The sequence below is a fragment of the Chitinophagales bacterium genome, from assembly GCA_041392475.1.
GTDB lineage: Bacteria > Bacteroidota > Bacteroidia > Chitinophagales > UBA2359 > JAUHXA01.
The window spans coordinates 1,209,250-1,225,286 of the sequence record JAWKLZ010000001.1; the positions used below are offsets into that span (position 1 = coordinate 1,209,250).

The 16,037-nt window shown below is 38.7% G+C and carries 9 protein-coding genes; 7 read left to right on the forward strand and 2 right to left on the reverse strand.

Annotation, left to right across the window (positions count from 1 at the left end; all coding sequences use genetic code 11):
• The first annotated feature begins 103 nt into the window (after positions 1 to 103).
• Positions 104 to 1,465 (forward strand): tRNA (N(6)-L-threonylcarbamoyladenosine(37)-C(2))-methylthiotransferase MtaB, encoded by a 1,362-nt coding sequence (gene mtaB / locus R3E32_04450; protein ID MEZ4883970.1) that lies wholly within the window; start codon positions 104 to 106, stop codon positions 1,463 to 1,465.
• Between the two features lie 164 nt (positions 1,466 to 1,629).
• Here the strand turns inward: mtaB and R3E32_04455 are convergent, their stop codons facing one another.
• Positions 1,630 to 2,853: a metallophosphoesterase gene (locus R3E32_04455; protein MEZ4883971.1), complete on the reverse strand. Its 1,224-nt coding sequence runs from the start codon at positions 2,851 to 2,853 to the stop codon at positions 1,630 to 1,632.
• A gap of 157 nt (positions 2,854 to 3,010) precedes the next feature.
• Between R3E32_04455 and R3E32_04460 the strand changes: the two genes are divergently transcribed.
• From R3E32_04460 to R3E32_04480, 5 genes are all read left to right on the forward strand, one after another.
• The gene (locus tag R3E32_04460) at positions 3,011 to 4,693 is read left to right on the forward strand and encodes a M1 family metallopeptidase (GenBank protein ID MEZ4883972.1); all 1,683 of its coding nucleotides are present in this window, start codon (positions 3,011 to 3,013) and stop codon (positions 4,691 to 4,693) included.
• Between the two features lie 899 nt (positions 4,694 to 5,592).
• Complete coding sequence (locus R3E32_04465; protein MEZ4883973.1) at positions 5,593 to 8,856, forward strand: TonB-dependent receptor; 3,264 nt, start codon at positions 5,593 to 5,595, stop codon at positions 8,854 to 8,856.
• Positions 8,857 to 8,883: 27 nt separating this feature from the next.
• Complete coding sequence (locus tag R3E32_04470) at positions 8,884 to 10,713, forward strand: RagB/SusD family nutrient uptake outer membrane protein (protein MEZ4883974.1); 1,830 nt, start codon at positions 8,884 to 8,886, stop codon at positions 10,711 to 10,713.
• A gap of 97 nt (positions 10,714 to 10,810) precedes the next feature.
• Entirely contained in the window at positions 10,811 to 12,478 is a 1,668-nt protein-coding gene (locus tag R3E32_04475; GenBank protein ID MEZ4883975.1) for a DUF4957 domain-containing protein, read from the forward strand.
• Positions 12,479 to 12,967: 489 nt separating this feature from the next.
• Positions 12,968 to 14,497: a pectate lyase gene (locus tag R3E32_04480; GenBank protein MEZ4883976.1), complete on the forward strand. Its 1,530-nt coding sequence runs from the start codon at positions 12,968 to 12,970 to the stop codon at positions 14,495 to 14,497.
• Positions 14,498 to 14,553: 56 nt separating this feature from the next.
• On the opposite strand, the gene R3E32_04485 is transcribed toward R3E32_04480, so the two are convergent.
• Positions 14,554 to 14,676, reverse strand: coding sequence for a hypothetical protein (locus R3E32_04485; GenBank protein MEZ4883977.1), 123 nt, complete (start codon positions 14,674 to 14,676; stop codon positions 14,554 to 14,556).
• A 38-nt stretch (positions 14,677 to 14,714) separates the two neighbouring features.
• Here R3E32_04485 and R3E32_04490 point away from each other — a divergent pair, with 38 nt between their 5' ends.
• Positions 14,715 to 16,001 (forward strand): T9SS type A sorting domain-containing protein, encoded by a 1,287-nt coding sequence (locus R3E32_04490; GenBank protein MEZ4883978.1) that lies wholly within the window; start codon positions 14,715 to 14,717, stop codon positions 15,999 to 16,001.
• The last annotated feature ends 36 nt before the right edge of the window (positions 16,002 to 16,037 follow it).

Below are 16,037 nucleotides of genomic sequence, written 5' to 3' on the forward strand. Positions count from 1 at the left end.
GATAAGTTCCTTATCTTCAAAAGTATCTTATTCCTTACTTCACTCACCATCTATCTTTCTAAGGTGTTACCTCCTATTTCAATAATTCCCTATCTTTGCGCCTGTGAATACTTCAACAAATACTGCAATAAACACCAGCACCAAGAAAGTAGCTTTCTATACTTTGGGCTGCAAACTGAACTACTCCGAAACCTCGGGTATCAGCCGTTTGATGGAAAGAGGAGGTTTTGAGACCGTTGACTTTTTTGAAGCAAAAGAGGTAGATGTCTATGTCATCAACACCTGCTCCGTGACCGACAATGCCGACAAAAAGTGTCGGAAGGTGATTCGGCAAGCATTGAAGCACTCACCCGATGCCTACATCGTAGTCGTTGGCTGTTATGCCCAATTGAAGCCCAAAGAAATATCTGAAATACCGGGCGTTGACTTGGTTTTGGGAGCTGCCGAAAAATTCAACATTGTAGAACACCTCGACAATCTTACCAAACAGAAAAAAGGGCAGTTCATTTCCTGCGAAATTGAAGCTGCCAACTTTTTTGTGGATGCTTATTCGGTAGGCGAACGTACCCGTTCTTTCCTCAAGGTGCAAGATGGATGTGACTATAAATGTGCCTTTTGTACAATTCCACTTGCTCGGGGCAAAAGCCGTAGTGACAGCATCGAAAATGTGGTAAAAAATGCTCATAAGATTGCTGAAATGGGTATTCAGGAAATCGTTTTGACGGGTGTGAACATTGGCGACTATGGGCGCAGAATGAACGATGGAACGGATAAAGAAGTCACTTTTTTGGATTTGGTGAAAACACTGGATGAAGTACCTGTGGCTCGTTTTCGCATTTCCTCCATTGAACCCAATTTATTGACCAACGAAACCATCGAATTTGTGGCCCAGTCGAAGCGATTCATGCCTCATTTCCACATCCCATTGCAGTCGGGCAACAACAAGATTTTGAAGGCAATGCGCCGTCGCTACAAACGAGAATTGTATGCGGATAGGGTGAAAACCATCAAAAAATTCATGCCCCATGCCTGTATTGGCGTGGATGTGATTGTGGGTTTTCCGAGCGAAAGCAACGAAGATTTTTTAGATACTTATCGTTTTTTGAATGATTTGGATATTTCATACCTCCACGTTTTCACCTATTCCGAACGAGCAGACACACACGCTTTGAGCCTTTCGCCTGTTGTGCCGTTGGATGTACGCAGAGAACGCAGTCAAATGCTCAGAATATTGTCGGAAAAGAAACGCCGACATTTTTACGAAAAACATTTGGATACAGTTCGCCCAGTTTTGTTTGAAGGAGAAAAACAAGGCACTATGATGCACGGTTTTACAGACAATTATGTGAAGATTGAAGTACCTTTTGACGAAAGCTTGGTGAACGATATTAGAGTGGCGAAATTGAAGAAAATTGGATTGACGGGAGTGGTAGAAATTGCCTTTTTAGACGAAAAACAAAAGTAGAAAGACAAAAGAAAGGTTTTATCCTACTTGGTAAAACTCAAATTCAAATAAAGAATTGAAGATGATAGTGATGTGAGACTTTTGAAGTTCGTTTTAAAAACACAAAAAATAATTGATAATCAAAATTTTATCAAAAAAACTTCAAAAATCTTTCGTCTTTCATTTTAAGTCTTAGAAGTCAGTTCCACAACGGTTATTTCTGGCAAAAATCCCACACGACCAGGATAACCTACATAGCCAAATCCTGGGTTTACATACAAATATTGCGTTCCTTCTTGATACAAACCCATCCATTCTTTGTAAGCATATTTCACAGGACTCCATTTATAAAAGCGGGTATTGATACCAAACTGAAAACCGTGTGTATGTCCAGAAAAAGTAGCTGCAATTTTGGGATACAACTGAAGCACTTCGGCGCGCCAATGAGAAGGGTCGTGAGAAAGTAACAATTGAAGGTCAGCGTTTTCTGCACCTTTGTAGGCTTTCGCCAAATCTCCGTAATTGCGGAAACGTTTGTTGGCACTCCAATTCTCAACACCAATAATTACCAACTGCTTCCCTCCTACTTCAATGATTGCGTGTTCGTTGAGCAGCAATTTCCAACCCATGCGCTTGTGTGTATCTATCAGTAATTCAAAGTTTTGGCGTTTTGCTTCTTCACTTTCCCACCTCGAATAATCGCCGTAATCGTGATTCCCTGTGATCGAGTAAACACCGTATTTAGCTTTGATTTTTTTGAAAATATCCACAAAAGGCTGGGCTTCTGCGGCAAAATTGTTGACCAAATCACCTGTGAAAAACACAATATCTGCCTCCAAAGCATTGATGGTTTCAATAGCACCTTCAACGGCCGTTTTGTTGACCAAACTACCTGTATGAATGTCTGATATTTGTATGATTTTGAAGCCTTCAAAAACACTGGGAAGGTGATCAATTTGAAGTGTATGCTTGCGGGTGAGGTAGTTATGGGCATTGTGAATCATGCCTTTTAGCATGGCGACAAAAGGAATACTTGCCGCAAACAAACCGATTTGACTGATGATTTTAATGCGTTCAATCGGTGTGCTTCCTTCTCCCAAAAACACCATCCAAAACCAACGCCCCAACCGCACTACATCGTCAATCATCAAAAAACCAATAATGACAAATTTGGCGAGGTAAATACTCATAAAAAAGCCGCCTATATAAGATCGCACCTTTTTGTTCCAAGTCCGAAACCCTGTCACAATGCCCACTGCCAAAACGAGATAGGCAAACATAGTAATCACCCAATATGCGTAATGCACCCATACTTGGTGTGTTGCTGTTTTGAAGGCTTGAAAAGTATAGCTATCAATTAGCAGTAAAAGTACAATTGGTATGGTTAAAGCAAACAATCTTTGTAACATCGAAGGAGTTTTTTGTATTTTTATGCTCAATGGTTAAACTGTTGAATGGTTAGATAGTTGATATTTTGGCTATCTTCCCATAGAAATAGTAATAAAACAATGTAACAGTGAAGCAATTGAGCAATTATAGCCATTTAACTGTCAAAGCAATTCAACAATGAAACAATCAAACCTTAGTCTTTTCTTACTGACCACACTCATAACCCTTTTGCCCTTCAATATGTTTGCACAAAGTCCATTGAGCGGCAACAAACCTACTTTTACCCGTGCCGATTCGCTTAGAGGAAGTCTTCGCCCTGAAAGGACTTGGTTTGATGTCACGTTTTATGACCTGAATATCAAAGTAGATCCTGATAAACAAACCATTGAAGGCTTCAATACAATCCATTTTTTGGTAAATGAATCCTTTCCTGTCATGCAATTGGATTTATTTGACAATCTGAACATTGATAGCATTGTATATAAAGACCGCAAATTGGGGTACAAACGTGAGTTCAATGCAGTATTTATCGAAATGGGCGAATTGATAAAACCTGGTGAAATAGAAGAATTGACTTTCTATTATTCTGGTACTCCAACTGTTGCAATACGTGCGCCGTGGGATGGTGGTTTTGTTTGGAACAAAGACAAAAACGGCAATCACTTTGTGGGAGTAGCATGTCAAGGTTTTGGGGCGAGTTCTTGGTGGCCTACTAAAGACCATCAAAGCGATGAGCCTGATAGTATGCGGATTGCAGGAACAGTTCCTTCTAATTTGGTGATGGCGAGCAATGGACGTTTGAGAAGTACGGTTGAAAATGGAGATTGGACGACTTATGAATGGTTTGTGAGTTACCCTATCAACAACTACAATGCTTCAATAACCATTGCAGATTTTGCCAACTTCAATGACACTTATGTAAGTGAAACAGAAGGTACTTTGGATTTACGTTATTATGTTTTGTCTTACAATTTGGAGAAAGCCAAAAAACAGTTTGAGCAAGTGCCTCCCATGATGGCATGTTATGAAGAATGGCTCGGCCCCTATCCTTTTTGGAGGGATGGTTTTGCGCTGATTGAAACTCCTTATTTGGGTATGGAACACCAAAGCGGGATTGCGTATGGCAACGACTATTTAACGGGCTATGCAGGAACTGATTTTTCACGCATTGGCTTGACTTTCGATTATATTATTATCCACGAAGCAGGTCATGAATGGTGGGGCAACAACTTGACCTCCTTCGACATAGGTGATATGTGGATTCACGAAGGCTTTTGTACCTACACCGAATCTTTATATGTAGAGTGCATGTTTGGCTACGAAAAAGCGATGGATTATGTGAATGCCAAAAAACCTACAATCGGCAACCGTGAACCTGTGCAGGGGCCTTATGGAGTAAATCATGAAGGAAATGGCGACATGTACAACAAAGGAATGTTGATGCTCAATACTGTTCGTCATGCCGTAGGCAATGATGATTTGTGGCACGAAATTTTGAAGGGACTGCAAACGGACTATAAATACAGCATCGTAACCCGAAAAGATATCATCGAATATATCAATGAAAAAACGGGAAAAGATTTTTCACATATTTTCGCTCAATATCTCGACTATACTTCTGTGCCACAATTACAGTTCAAAACTACCAAAAAGGGTAAAAATTTGATGGTCGATTACCGTTGGGAAGCAGATGCGGTTGGTTTTGATTTGCCCTTCAAATACAAAGATAATACGGGTGAATGGCAAACGATTTACCCTACTTCGGAGTGGCAAAGCATGAAATTGAAGAAGATGAAGGAGAAAAACTTGGAGTGGGCCATGCGGGATTTTTATGTGGTGGTAAAAAATGTGGGGGAATAAGAGTAAGCATCAATTCAAAGCACAATAATCACCTGATTTAGAATTGATTAAAATCTTAATTGGTCTATTAGGGCTATTTAAGTAACTTACATCTTTTGCCCAGTCCAATAGAGACTCTTCTCGATACTTTGAATACGGTTTTTGCTCCTTGTTGATTGCTCAGGACGATTTCCATACCAGTTTGCCCCAAGTTTGTAGTCATTTGGAGCAGATTTTCCTAACCAATCTGCAATGCTTACACAATGTCAAATTCAGACTCTTTAAATTTCAACTCCAATACTCCATAAGCCAATGCTCAGACATTGTGGTATTTCCATCAAAAATTGTTCTGAAGTTATGACTAATTGAAGTAAAATTCCTTACCCACTTTCAGTTAAGGGCGTATCTCCTGTTTTTATGTTGCCCTCATAATATTTTACAAAATCTTTTTCCATTACATCTTGACTTTGTAAGATGAAACCCTTTCTTCAATTACCTCTGCCCAACAATTGGAAGATGCAACTTCCATACCTTTCGCAACGTCTTTGTACTATAAATATCAAGGAATACTATAAGAACAGTTTCATTCATTCTTCTATAAAAAGTCGTCAGCAATTTTGATATATGAAAATATGAATACTGTGTTAGTTTAGTCGGTTCTGCACTCTGCAATGACTAAAACGAAGTACACATCCAACTTCATCTAAACTAACATGAAATTTATGAAACCTGATATTATTTGTACAATTTGTGTATCAATGCAATGATTTGGTTATCAAATTTAATGAAAACTGAATTAGGTTAAAATTGGCGATTAGAATGTGAAATCCTGCATACTATTAGGAATTTTGTTTTCGACTTTCTATCATATATTTGCCAGACAAATTTTGCTTTATACAACATCATAAAATTTTCAATTTATGAAATTTAAAACTCTACAATCATTTTTTATCCTGTTACTATGCTTTTCTTCATTAGGAAGTTTTACAGCCTATGGACAAAACACAGTAAAGGGTACTGTTACTTCTAAGGAAGGTGAAACTCTGGTTGGTGTCACCATTTTAATAAAAAACACTAGCAAGGGAACGGTAACAGACTACGATGGCAATTACGAATTACAAGCATCCCCGAGTGACACTTTACAATTCTCCTACACAGGGTATGAAACACAGTTGAAAGTAGTTGGAAACAACAGCCAAATGAATATTGTGTTGGCGGTGAATGATGCCTTACTAAACGAAGTCGTTGTGGTAGGTTATGGCACTGTTCGTCGGTCAGATCTGACCGGCTCAGTAGCATCCGTATCAGGAGAAAAGCTTTCAAGAATCCCTATTACCAATGCAGCAGAGGCGATAACTGGTCGCTTACCGGGGGTCAATGTACTAACCACTGATGGCTCTCCTGATGCGGAAGTAGTTATCCGAGTCAGGGGGGGAGGATCTATTACCCAAGATAATTCACCACTTTATGTGGTGGATGGTTTTATTGTGCCTAGTATCCGTGATATACCACCAACAGACATTGAAAGTATAAATGTTTTGAAGGATGCCTCTGCCACTGCTATTTACGGGGCTCAAGCATCTAATGGTGTGGTAGTGATTACAACAAAGAGACCAAAGGCTGGAAAGATTTCGGTCTCTTATAATAATTTCCTTCAGTACAAATACTTGCCTGAAGACAGGAGATATGAAGTGCTTTCGCCTTATGAGTATGTACTTGCGAATTATGAATATGCTAAATTACGTTCAGATGCTGACCTACGAAATTTTGAGAAATTTTATGGGAAATATGATGACCTTGAACTGTATCAGCAAAAACGTCCTACCGACTGGCAAGAGGAATTGTTTGGCGACCCCAATTTATCACAGTACCACAATGTTAGTTTGAGTGGAGGTACGCAGAATACCAAGCTGAGTTTGAGCCTAACCAATAATACAGACGAAGGTTTGATGATTGGTTCTGGTTATAAGAGAAATACACTTAACTTCAAACTGAATCAGAAATTATCTGATAGATTGACTTTTGAGGCTTCCACAAGAGTCAGCAAAACAGTAGTCGATGGCGCAGGAACCTCTGGGTCTTCCCAAATAACCATTAAGGATGCCGTACAGACTCGTCCTGTAAACGGAATTGCAGATGAACTTGAAATTGACTTGAATGCCTTGGGTGAAAACGATGACTACCAAACATTTTTGATGAGTCTGGTCAACCCAACTGAGCTCGTTAAACAAGATTGGAGAAAAAGAACAACAAATGACTATATATTCAATGCAGCCCTTAACTGGAATCCTATTAATAATCTTGATCTTAAGACAACCTTCACTGGATCTAAAACATTTGACACAAGACTTCGCTTCTATGGTCCACTGACAGGCGAATCCTTCAACAATGGTGGAAGTTTACCTTTGGGACAAAAGACCGACATAGAACGTGATTCTTATCGTTGGTTGAACACTGTATCTTATAAGGTGACATCCTTAACCAACCAAAGCCTCGACTTTTTGGTAGGTCATGAAATTTATTCAAACGGGGGTAGTTCCGACTTTGTACGTGCAGAAGATTTTCGTTTGTCTATTACACCAGAGGAGTTATTTGCGAATATGACATTCGGTCGTACTGACCGACATGAAACCCAAGAGTTTACTGAGGACAATAGACTTTCATTTTTTGGTAGAATTAACTACCAATTAAACGACCGTTATTTGCTTACGGCAACTATGCGTTCGGATGCATCAAGCAAATTTGCAAAAGACAATAGAGTTGGATATTTCCCCGCCCTTGCCTTTGCTTGGAAATTATCAAAAGAAGATTTCTTACAAAATGCTAATTTCATTGAAGAATTAAAATTACGTGCAAGCTATGGCCAAACGGGCAATGATCGGATTGATGCGACTGCCACTCAATTCTTATTTGAAGGTTCTACAAATCGTGGACCTGGTTTTGGCAATGTGGATAATGTTTATTATACCCCTTCCAGCAATACATTGTACAATCCGTTTATCAAATGGGAAACAACCACGAATCGCAATTTAGGTATGGACTTTTCCTTATTTGAAGGTAGAATCTTCGGTAGCTTTGATGTTTATAAAAATACAACTGACGACCTGCTTCTACAGTCTGCCATTCCTTCCAATACAGGTTTTAGTACTCAATGGAACAATATCGGAAGTACCTCTAACCAAGGTGTAGAATTGGGACTTACTACCTATATCATTAGTAAACCAGACTTTTCTCTATCTGCTAATTTCAATTTTGGTATCAACAGAGCAAAAATAGAAGAGTTGGACGGTACTGATTCTCGCTTCTTCCAATCTAACTGGGCAAGTACTGACCTAAAAGATCAAGATGATTTCTACTTAGAGGTCGGTGGTACATTGGGCGATATCTATGGTTATGTGACGGATGGTTACTACTCTACTAGTGATTTCACTGGTTATGATGCTGTGACTGATAGCTATACTTTAGCAGATGGTGTGCCTAATTCAGGATCTACTGTTGGTAATACAAACTTGCGTCCAGGATTCTTAAAACTACAAGACTTAAATGGCGATGGAGTCATCAATAGCGATGACCGAACTGTAATTGGCAATACACTACCCAAGCACCAAGGAGGATTTGGCCTTGACGCTCGATACAAAGGCTTTGATGCCAGTGTTTTCTTCAACTGGTCTTATGGAAATGATGTGTACAACACAGGTAAAATCCAATACAATCAGTTTCGTAGAGTTACTTATGGGAATCTTCTCAATACTATGAATTCCGATAACCGCTTCACTTACATTGATATTGATGGTAGCTATACAGGTACAGCTGGTGAAATAGTAACAGATTTGACCCAATTAGCAGAGTTGAATGCCGATAAAACAATCTGGTCACACAACAGCTATGGTGTAGCTCAAGCAGTTATCCATTCCTGGGCAGTAGAAGATGGTTCTTTCTTACGCTTGAACAACTTAAGTCTCGGATATACTTTACCTTCTGATTTGACATCTAAGGTGGGAGTTTCTAGCCTTCGTTTTTATGTGACTGGTAACAACCTTCATCTTTGGACAAAATATACAGGTTACGATCCTGAGGTAAGTACAAGTAGAAGCTCTTCTTTTGCTGCGCTTACACCGGGTGTTGATTATTCGTCCTTCCCTAGAAGTCGTTCAGTTACTTTTGGACTAAATGTAACCTTTTAATTTGAACCGTTTAAAATCTATAATAATATGAAAATTACAAATTATATAATATTCTTCGCTATACTGATAATGACATTAACCTCATGCGAAGATACTTTTTTAGAGCCTGACTCTATTTCCACTTTTGATACCAACTATGTTTTCTCCAATGTAGATGATGCCCGTAAAGGAGTAAATGCAATTTATGTACAGTTTGGCGTAGATGGATTTCGCTCAAGGCTATCTAATAATATGACTGGCAACACCGACATCGAGCGTCAAAGCGGATGGACAAGTTCTGGTGACCGATATCAAATCTGGGACTTGAACGCACTGTCTAGCAATGGTGACTTGCGTCAGTTTTGGAATGCTGCTTACACCGCTATTAGAGATGCTAATATTGCCATTGAAGGAATTGAAGCAAGTGCAGCTCTAAATTCTAACGATGTTTTGATTTCTAAAACAATGTATCATTTATTAGGTGAGGCTTATACGCTTCGTGCCTATTGGTACAGTATGTTGACCTACTACTTTGGGAATGTACCCAATGTACGTTTAGCACCAAAAGCAGGTAATGATTTCTTTCTCCCAAAAGAAGACCGCAATGTTATATTATCGCAAGTTATTGACGATATGATTGATATTGAAGAAAAAATGCTTTGGGCTGATGAAGTATCTTATGGTATTGAGCAGGTTAACAGAGAATACACGCTTGCATTGATTGCTCGGATTGCCCTACAAAGAGGGGGATACTATTTGACACCTGAATTGAACATGGAACGCCAAAGTGACTATGCAGAATACTATCAAATCGCCAAAAAGTACACCGAAAAACTGATGGCTTTGAAAGATCGAGAACTGCCAGAAGATTTCCGTCAAGTATTCCTTAACAATGCTAAATTCATCACTCCAACCAATGACGATATACTGTTTGAAGTACCATTCGCCATCGGCAATGGTGATGTGGGTTGGAACATTGGAGTAACAGTCGTAGGCGGTGCTACAGCTTCACATGATTATGGCTCAGGCAATAACTACATGGCTATACCTCCATCGTACTACTACTCTTTTGATACATTGGATACCCGACGTGATGTAACCTGCGCCTACTATCGAGTAAATACCGATTTTGTAGAGGAATTTGTCAACGGTGGCATTTCAAATATTTCGCAAGGTAAGTGGAGCCGTTATTATTTAGATAAAGGTCCTGGAGCATCTTCTGCAAAAGGTACTGGCATTAACTGGCCAATGCTAAGATATTCCGATGTTTTATTGATGCATGCAGAAGCCGAGAATGAATTGAATGGCCCTACTGCTGCCGCACAAGAGTCTTTCAAACGAGTACGTCGTCGTGCATTTGATAGCCAATATTGGGATGCCAAAGTAGACAATTATGTTTCCACTATTTCAGCTAGCAAAGAAGCTTTCTTCGATGCAATTGTTGATGAAAGAGCATGGGAGTTTGGTGGTGAGATGATCCGTAAATATGAACTGATCCGTTGGGGCAATTATTCAGAAAAAATGGCTGAAACGGTTCAAACCCTTAAAGATATGGCAGATTCTGCTTTCAACGGTACAGGTCCTTATGCAGATTTACCCGATTACATTTATTGGAAACTCAACGCAAGCGGTCACTTTACGGTATTAAATCCGAACAAAAAGATTTCTGCTGCACCAGACGATAGTTGGACACGGGAATCATGGCTTCTTGCCCTCCATAACGATAATACTACTTATCAAGAATGGATTATCAAGGACTGGAGAAACTATATTGATGAAGGTCCAAAACCAGGTGTAGCCCGCTATATTTTTCCGATTCCAGAGGAGGCTGTTACTAATAGCCAAGGCGTGCTTAGGAATGATGGTTATGAGTTTTAATTTCAATAAGTAGGATTACTAAACTTTTAAAATTTAGTAATCCTATTCATTAAAACATCGCTCATAAAATTAAACTACAAAATTTAAAAAATTTAAAATGAAAAAAATAAATTTCAATATAAACCTTGCCCTTCTACTACTGGTTGGCGGGTTCATGATTTTTCTTTCTTCTTGCGAAAAAGACGAACCAACCTATGAAAAAACCCGTCTATTTAGACCCGTTTTGAATGAAAATTTAATGTCGGATCTCAATACTATTATTATCAATATGGGAAACATAAAAGAAGCAACCTCCTATACTATTGAAATTAGTCGAGATACGTTCGCAAATATTCTTTATACTTTTGATGTAGATACCAATTATGTTGTAGTTGATGAAACGATTATTGGTGAGCCCTTACGCTGGAACACCCTATATCAAATAAGAGCTACAGCACATGCGGCAGATCCTACATTCGATAGCAAAGCATCTGATTTAGGAGAGGTTCGCACACAACGATTTCCTTCTATTTTGCGAATTCCAACGGTAGGTGACATTTTGGATGTTCAAGTAAGAGTTAGTTGGGAAGTACTTGGCGCACCAGTAACCAAGATTAAGGTATTTGCTGGCAATGATGAACTGTTAACAAACCCCTTATCTGAATTTGATGTAGATGCTGCGGCACAAGCTGCTGGAGAGTTTATTGTCTCTGGACTACAACCCATGACTTTTTACCAAATCGGTATCTATAGTGGTGCAAATGGAGAGACATTGCGTGGATGGGAAGCCTACACTACCATCGAAAGTGCGATAGATTTAACTAGTCCAAATGTTATAGACTTGAGTACTTCAGAAGACCCAGATGCGGTAGTTAATGCTGTTCCTATGGCTTCAGATGGTCAAATCATTGTCTTGAAAAAAGGCTTTGTTTATAACTTGCCTTCCGAATCATTAGATAAATCCATCACCATCACCGCAGCTTATGGTTTTGGCAGTCAGAAAGCAGTTCTATTCACAACTGGTAACTGGAACATCGCTGATGGAGCAACGATTGACCATATTCGCTTTATTGACGTAGAACTTCGTGGAGAAGATCTTGGGGGCGATTATGTTTTTAACCCTAACAACTCTACTACAACGATGGTTAATGAGTTAACCTTCGACAATTGCGTAATAAACAATTTTAGAGGAATCATTCGTATAAGATCAGATGTGTTCTTGGCCAATTACAATATCAACAATTGTATTGTTCATCATCTTGGTGGATATGGTGTTATTACCGCAGATACAGACGGAGAAAATAAAGCTGCTTTTGATAATCTGTCAATAACAAATAGCACATTTTACAAAATACACGCATTTATCACCACTCGCCAAAATGTACAATCCTTAGTTATAGACAATTGTACTATGAGCGAATTGGCAGATCCTGATGGTATTGTTTTTCGTTTTAGAGGTGAAGATGGTGTGAGAAGTAATGTGATCAATGGTATTACTATCACTAATACTATTTGGGGACATGCTTGGGACGAAGGAATGACAGGTAACCTGGCTGTTAGGGGTATATATGATGGACTCGAAGCTACTTTGTTCAACATTATAAATACTTATGCGACTTCTGATTTTGCTTTTACACCTGGATCTGAAATCCCTGGTTTCCCTGCATTGAATTATTCAGGTACGGCTACGGATCTTTGGGTTGCTCCTTTTGATGGAGATTTCAATTTTGCAGATACTGGTTTTAGTGGAAGAAATGATGCTGGTGATCCACGCTGGAGACCTTAATTTTTATTACATACATTGAGTATTCATCTTAAAAGGCATGGTCATTTTCAGGCCATGCCTTTTTTAATATCAGTATTTTTTTATTGATTAAGTATATGATATAATTACTTATTTGCTTTTCATTCTTATTTTTTACTTAGTTTAAGTCATTATAAATCTTTCATAAAGAATTAATTTGTAGATACTGAATAGCTAAATTGAAGTAAAAAATCTCCTTCAATGAACTACTTGACTTGATTATTAACAAGCCAAACCTCATTAATCAATTGTATTAGTGAAACTTTTAAAATAATACAAATCAAATAAGTACCAAGACATACGAATTTAGACGAAAGACGAGAACTTTCGGATTCAATAACATAACGAAAGTGTTCTACCTAATCATTTTGACTAAGTATTTAATACTATAATAAGATTTAAACCAAAGAGTTTTTGTGTTTGAATTTTCACTAAAACTACTACCTAACTTTCATATTAAAAATATAAAAAATGTCCTCCCTAAAATACCTTTCATTACTAATAACTTTCTTTCTGTTTATAGCTTTTGTCAGTTGCAACAAAAATAATGGAGTCACAGTAGATGATGATAACCCAATCATTGAAGAACCTGACACTACAACCGTCGAAAATCCCGATACTACAACCATCGAAAATCCTGACACTACAAACATCACCGAAGTAATAGCCTTCCCTGGCGCAGAAGGTTTTGGCAAAACTACCACTGGCGGGAGAGGTGGAAAAATCTATTATGTCACAAACTTAGAAGATTCAGGCGCAGGCAGTTTCCGCCAGGCAGTAGAAAAAGCTGGACCGAGGTATATACTATTCAAAGTTTCAGGAACAATTGCCTTAAAATCAAGGTTAAACATCAATAATGGCAACCTCACTATAGCAGGCCAAACAGCCCCTGGTGACGGTATTTGTATCAAAGATTTCCCAGTAGTTATCAATGCTGACAATGTAATCATCAGATTCATGCGTTTTAGATTAGGTGAGGACAAAAATCAGCAGGCTGACGGGTTGGAATGTCGTTTTCATAAAGATATAATCATTGACCATTGCTCTATAAGTTGGTCGGTGGATGAGTGTATGACCTTGTATGTCAATGAAAGCACGACTCTTCAATGGTCTATCGTCTCTGAGAGCCTCAACAATTCGGTCCACGAAAAAGGCGCACATGGCTACGGCGGTATCTGGGGTGGAAAAAACGCTTCGTTTCACCACAATCTTTTAGCTCACCACAATAGCCGCAACCCCCGTCTGGGTGAGACTGCAGGAGATGCCTTTGCACTAACTGATTTGGTTGACCTTCGAAACAATGTGATTTACAATTGGGGCGGCAACAACTGTTATGGTGGTGAAGCAATGAATGTGAACATTGTAAATTGTTATTACAAATCTGGTCCCGCTTCTTCAAATAAAAGCCGTATTGTATCTATTGATAAAAATAAAACGGTCGGTACGGATGTATATGATATTTGGGGCAAATTCTACATTGAAGGCAACTTTTTGGAAGGCTATCCTAATGCAACCAACGACAATTGGACGTTTGGCGTTTATAACCAATTCCACTCTAGTTATGGAACTGTTTCATCAGCAGATAAAACAGCCATGCGAATGCTCACCGAACACCCAATTAATGACAATGTAACTACCCATACAGCCCAAGTAGCTTATGAAAAAGTCCTAGACATTGGAGGAGCATCCTTGTCAAGAGATGCAGTAGATAATCGAGTCATTGAGAACGTCCGCAATGGAGACTATTCTTTTGAAGGTTCTGATGGCAGCACCAAAGGTATCATTGATTCCCAAAACGATGTTGGTGGTTGGCCTGACTTGATTTCCACTGAAGCACCGATGGATACTTCTGGTGACGGGATTCCAGATAATTGGAAAGAATCCCATCAGTTGGATGTCAATTTGGATCAGGCGAATGGTCGAGACTTGCACGCTAATTTTGATAATGTGGAAGTGTATATCAATAGTTTAGTGGAAGATATTGTAGCGAAGCAAAAATAGATTTCTAAAAAACTTATATACAAAATTAATACATAAAACCCTCTTTATCTAAATTTTCAATTGTCTTCTGAGGATTGTTTGTAGAAGGCGGCAATAATAAAATTCGGTCGGATGACTCCTTCTACAAAGAATTGATTAAGTAATAGTTTTTGCGATAACACAAACTTCCGAAGTTTCATTTCATGGTTTTTTGAAAAAAACCAAAAAGTAATACCAGATGAAAAAGAATATATTGTTATTTATCAGTTTAATGCTAATTTTTATTTGCCACATCACAGCACAAGATCAGTGTGAATCTATTGGATGGGCAAATTATGATGGAACTACTTTTGTTGGTACTCCAACTGGTGGAGGTACTACAACACCTATTGAAGTAACTACTTTTGCAGCTTTTAAAGCTGCGGCGGAATCAACAGGCCCTAAAGTAATCTATATCAAAAATTCGATGGGTGCGGGTTATATAAATACTACAGGAGATGTGGTAAAAGTAAAATCAGATAAAACCATTATAGGATATCCTGGTGTCGTAGTCCGTGCTTCTTTTCAGATAGGTAGTGGAGTCAGCAATGTTATTATTCGAAACATTAAAGTGGAAGGACCTCCCGCTACCAATGCCTCACAAGGGTGGGATAACTGCAACATTGATGGTGCTTCAAGAATTTGGATAGATCATTGTGAGTTTGAAAATGGCGGAGATGGGAATTTTGATGTAGTCAAAGGTGCTGATAATGTTTCGGTAACCTGGTGCGTTTTTACTTACAAAGAAGATGGTGTTCACAATTATTCAAATCTTATCGGATCCAGTGACAATGAACCTATTAGTCACGGCAAATTGAATATAACATATTTAAATTGTTGGTGGAAAGATTGCAATGATCGTTTGCCACGAAGTCGATATGGCAAAATACATGTGGCTAATTGTTATTTTTCTATGCGTTCAGGAATGACGAGCAGTAATGGAACAGGTGCTGGGTTTATGGCAAATTGTAGGGTTGAAAATTGTGAATATGAAAACATCAAGAATCCCTGCAAAATGTTATCGGGTACATCCGAAGGAATTTGTAAGCCGTTGAATTGCTCTTTCGTCAATTGTAGTGGGAATACTTCGGGAGGAGTTGCAGGAGGTTATACGGTTTTTGTTCCCCCTTATTCTACAGCTTTAGTTGCCGCAACAGAGGTAAAAAGTATCGTTACAGACCCAGATTGTGGAGCTGGTCCAACGATGGACAGTCCTATCCAATGTGGCTGTTTAGATACAGGAATATCTGATATTCAAGATATTAAAATAAAGTTATACCCAAATCCATCAAGTGATTCTTTTCACATAACTGGCTTTGAAGGGAAAGCTACTGTTTTGGTATTCGACATAAGTGGAAAACAGCTTCTTACAAAAGAAGTATTTGAAAGCGAAGCTATTGCAGTAGAAACGCTTCCAGAAGGAATCTATATGGTGAAAACTATGACTGCAAAGGGATCATCTCAAATAAAGTTATTGAAGAAATAGCTAGTTCATCGAAGACTTTAATGGGAGGTGACTTTT

Excerpts from the sequence above, each read along its gene's own strand:
- R3E32_04455 (MEZ4883971.1), bottom strand. The coding sequence starts at position 2,853 with ATGTTACAAAGATTGTTTGCTTTAACCATACCAATTGTACTTTTACTG.
- R3E32_04460 (MEZ4883972.1), top strand. The coding sequence starts at position 3,011 with ATGAAACAATCAAACCTTAGTCTTTTCTTACTGACCACACTCATAACC.
- R3E32_04465 (MEZ4883973.1), top strand. The coding sequence starts at position 5,593 with ATGAAATTTAAAACTCTACAATCATTTTTTATCCTGTTACTATGCTTT.
- R3E32_04470 (MEZ4883974.1), top strand. The coding sequence starts at position 8,884 with ATGAAAATTACAAATTATATAATATTCTTCGCTATACTGATAATGACA.
- R3E32_04475 (MEZ4883975.1), top strand. The coding sequence starts at position 10,811 with ATGAAAAAAATAAATTTCAATATAAACCTTGCCCTTCTACTACTGGTT.
- R3E32_04480 (MEZ4883976.1), top strand. The coding sequence starts at position 12,968 with ATGTCCTCCCTAAAATACCTTTCATTACTAATAACTTTCTTTCTGTTT.
- R3E32_04485 (MEZ4883977.1), bottom strand. The coding sequence starts at position 14,676 with ATGAAACTTCGGAAGTTTGTGTTATCGCAAAAACTATTACTTAATCAA.
- R3E32_04490 (MEZ4883978.1), top strand. The coding sequence starts at position 14,715 with ATGAAAAAGAATATATTGTTATTTATCAGTTTAATGCTAATTTTTATT.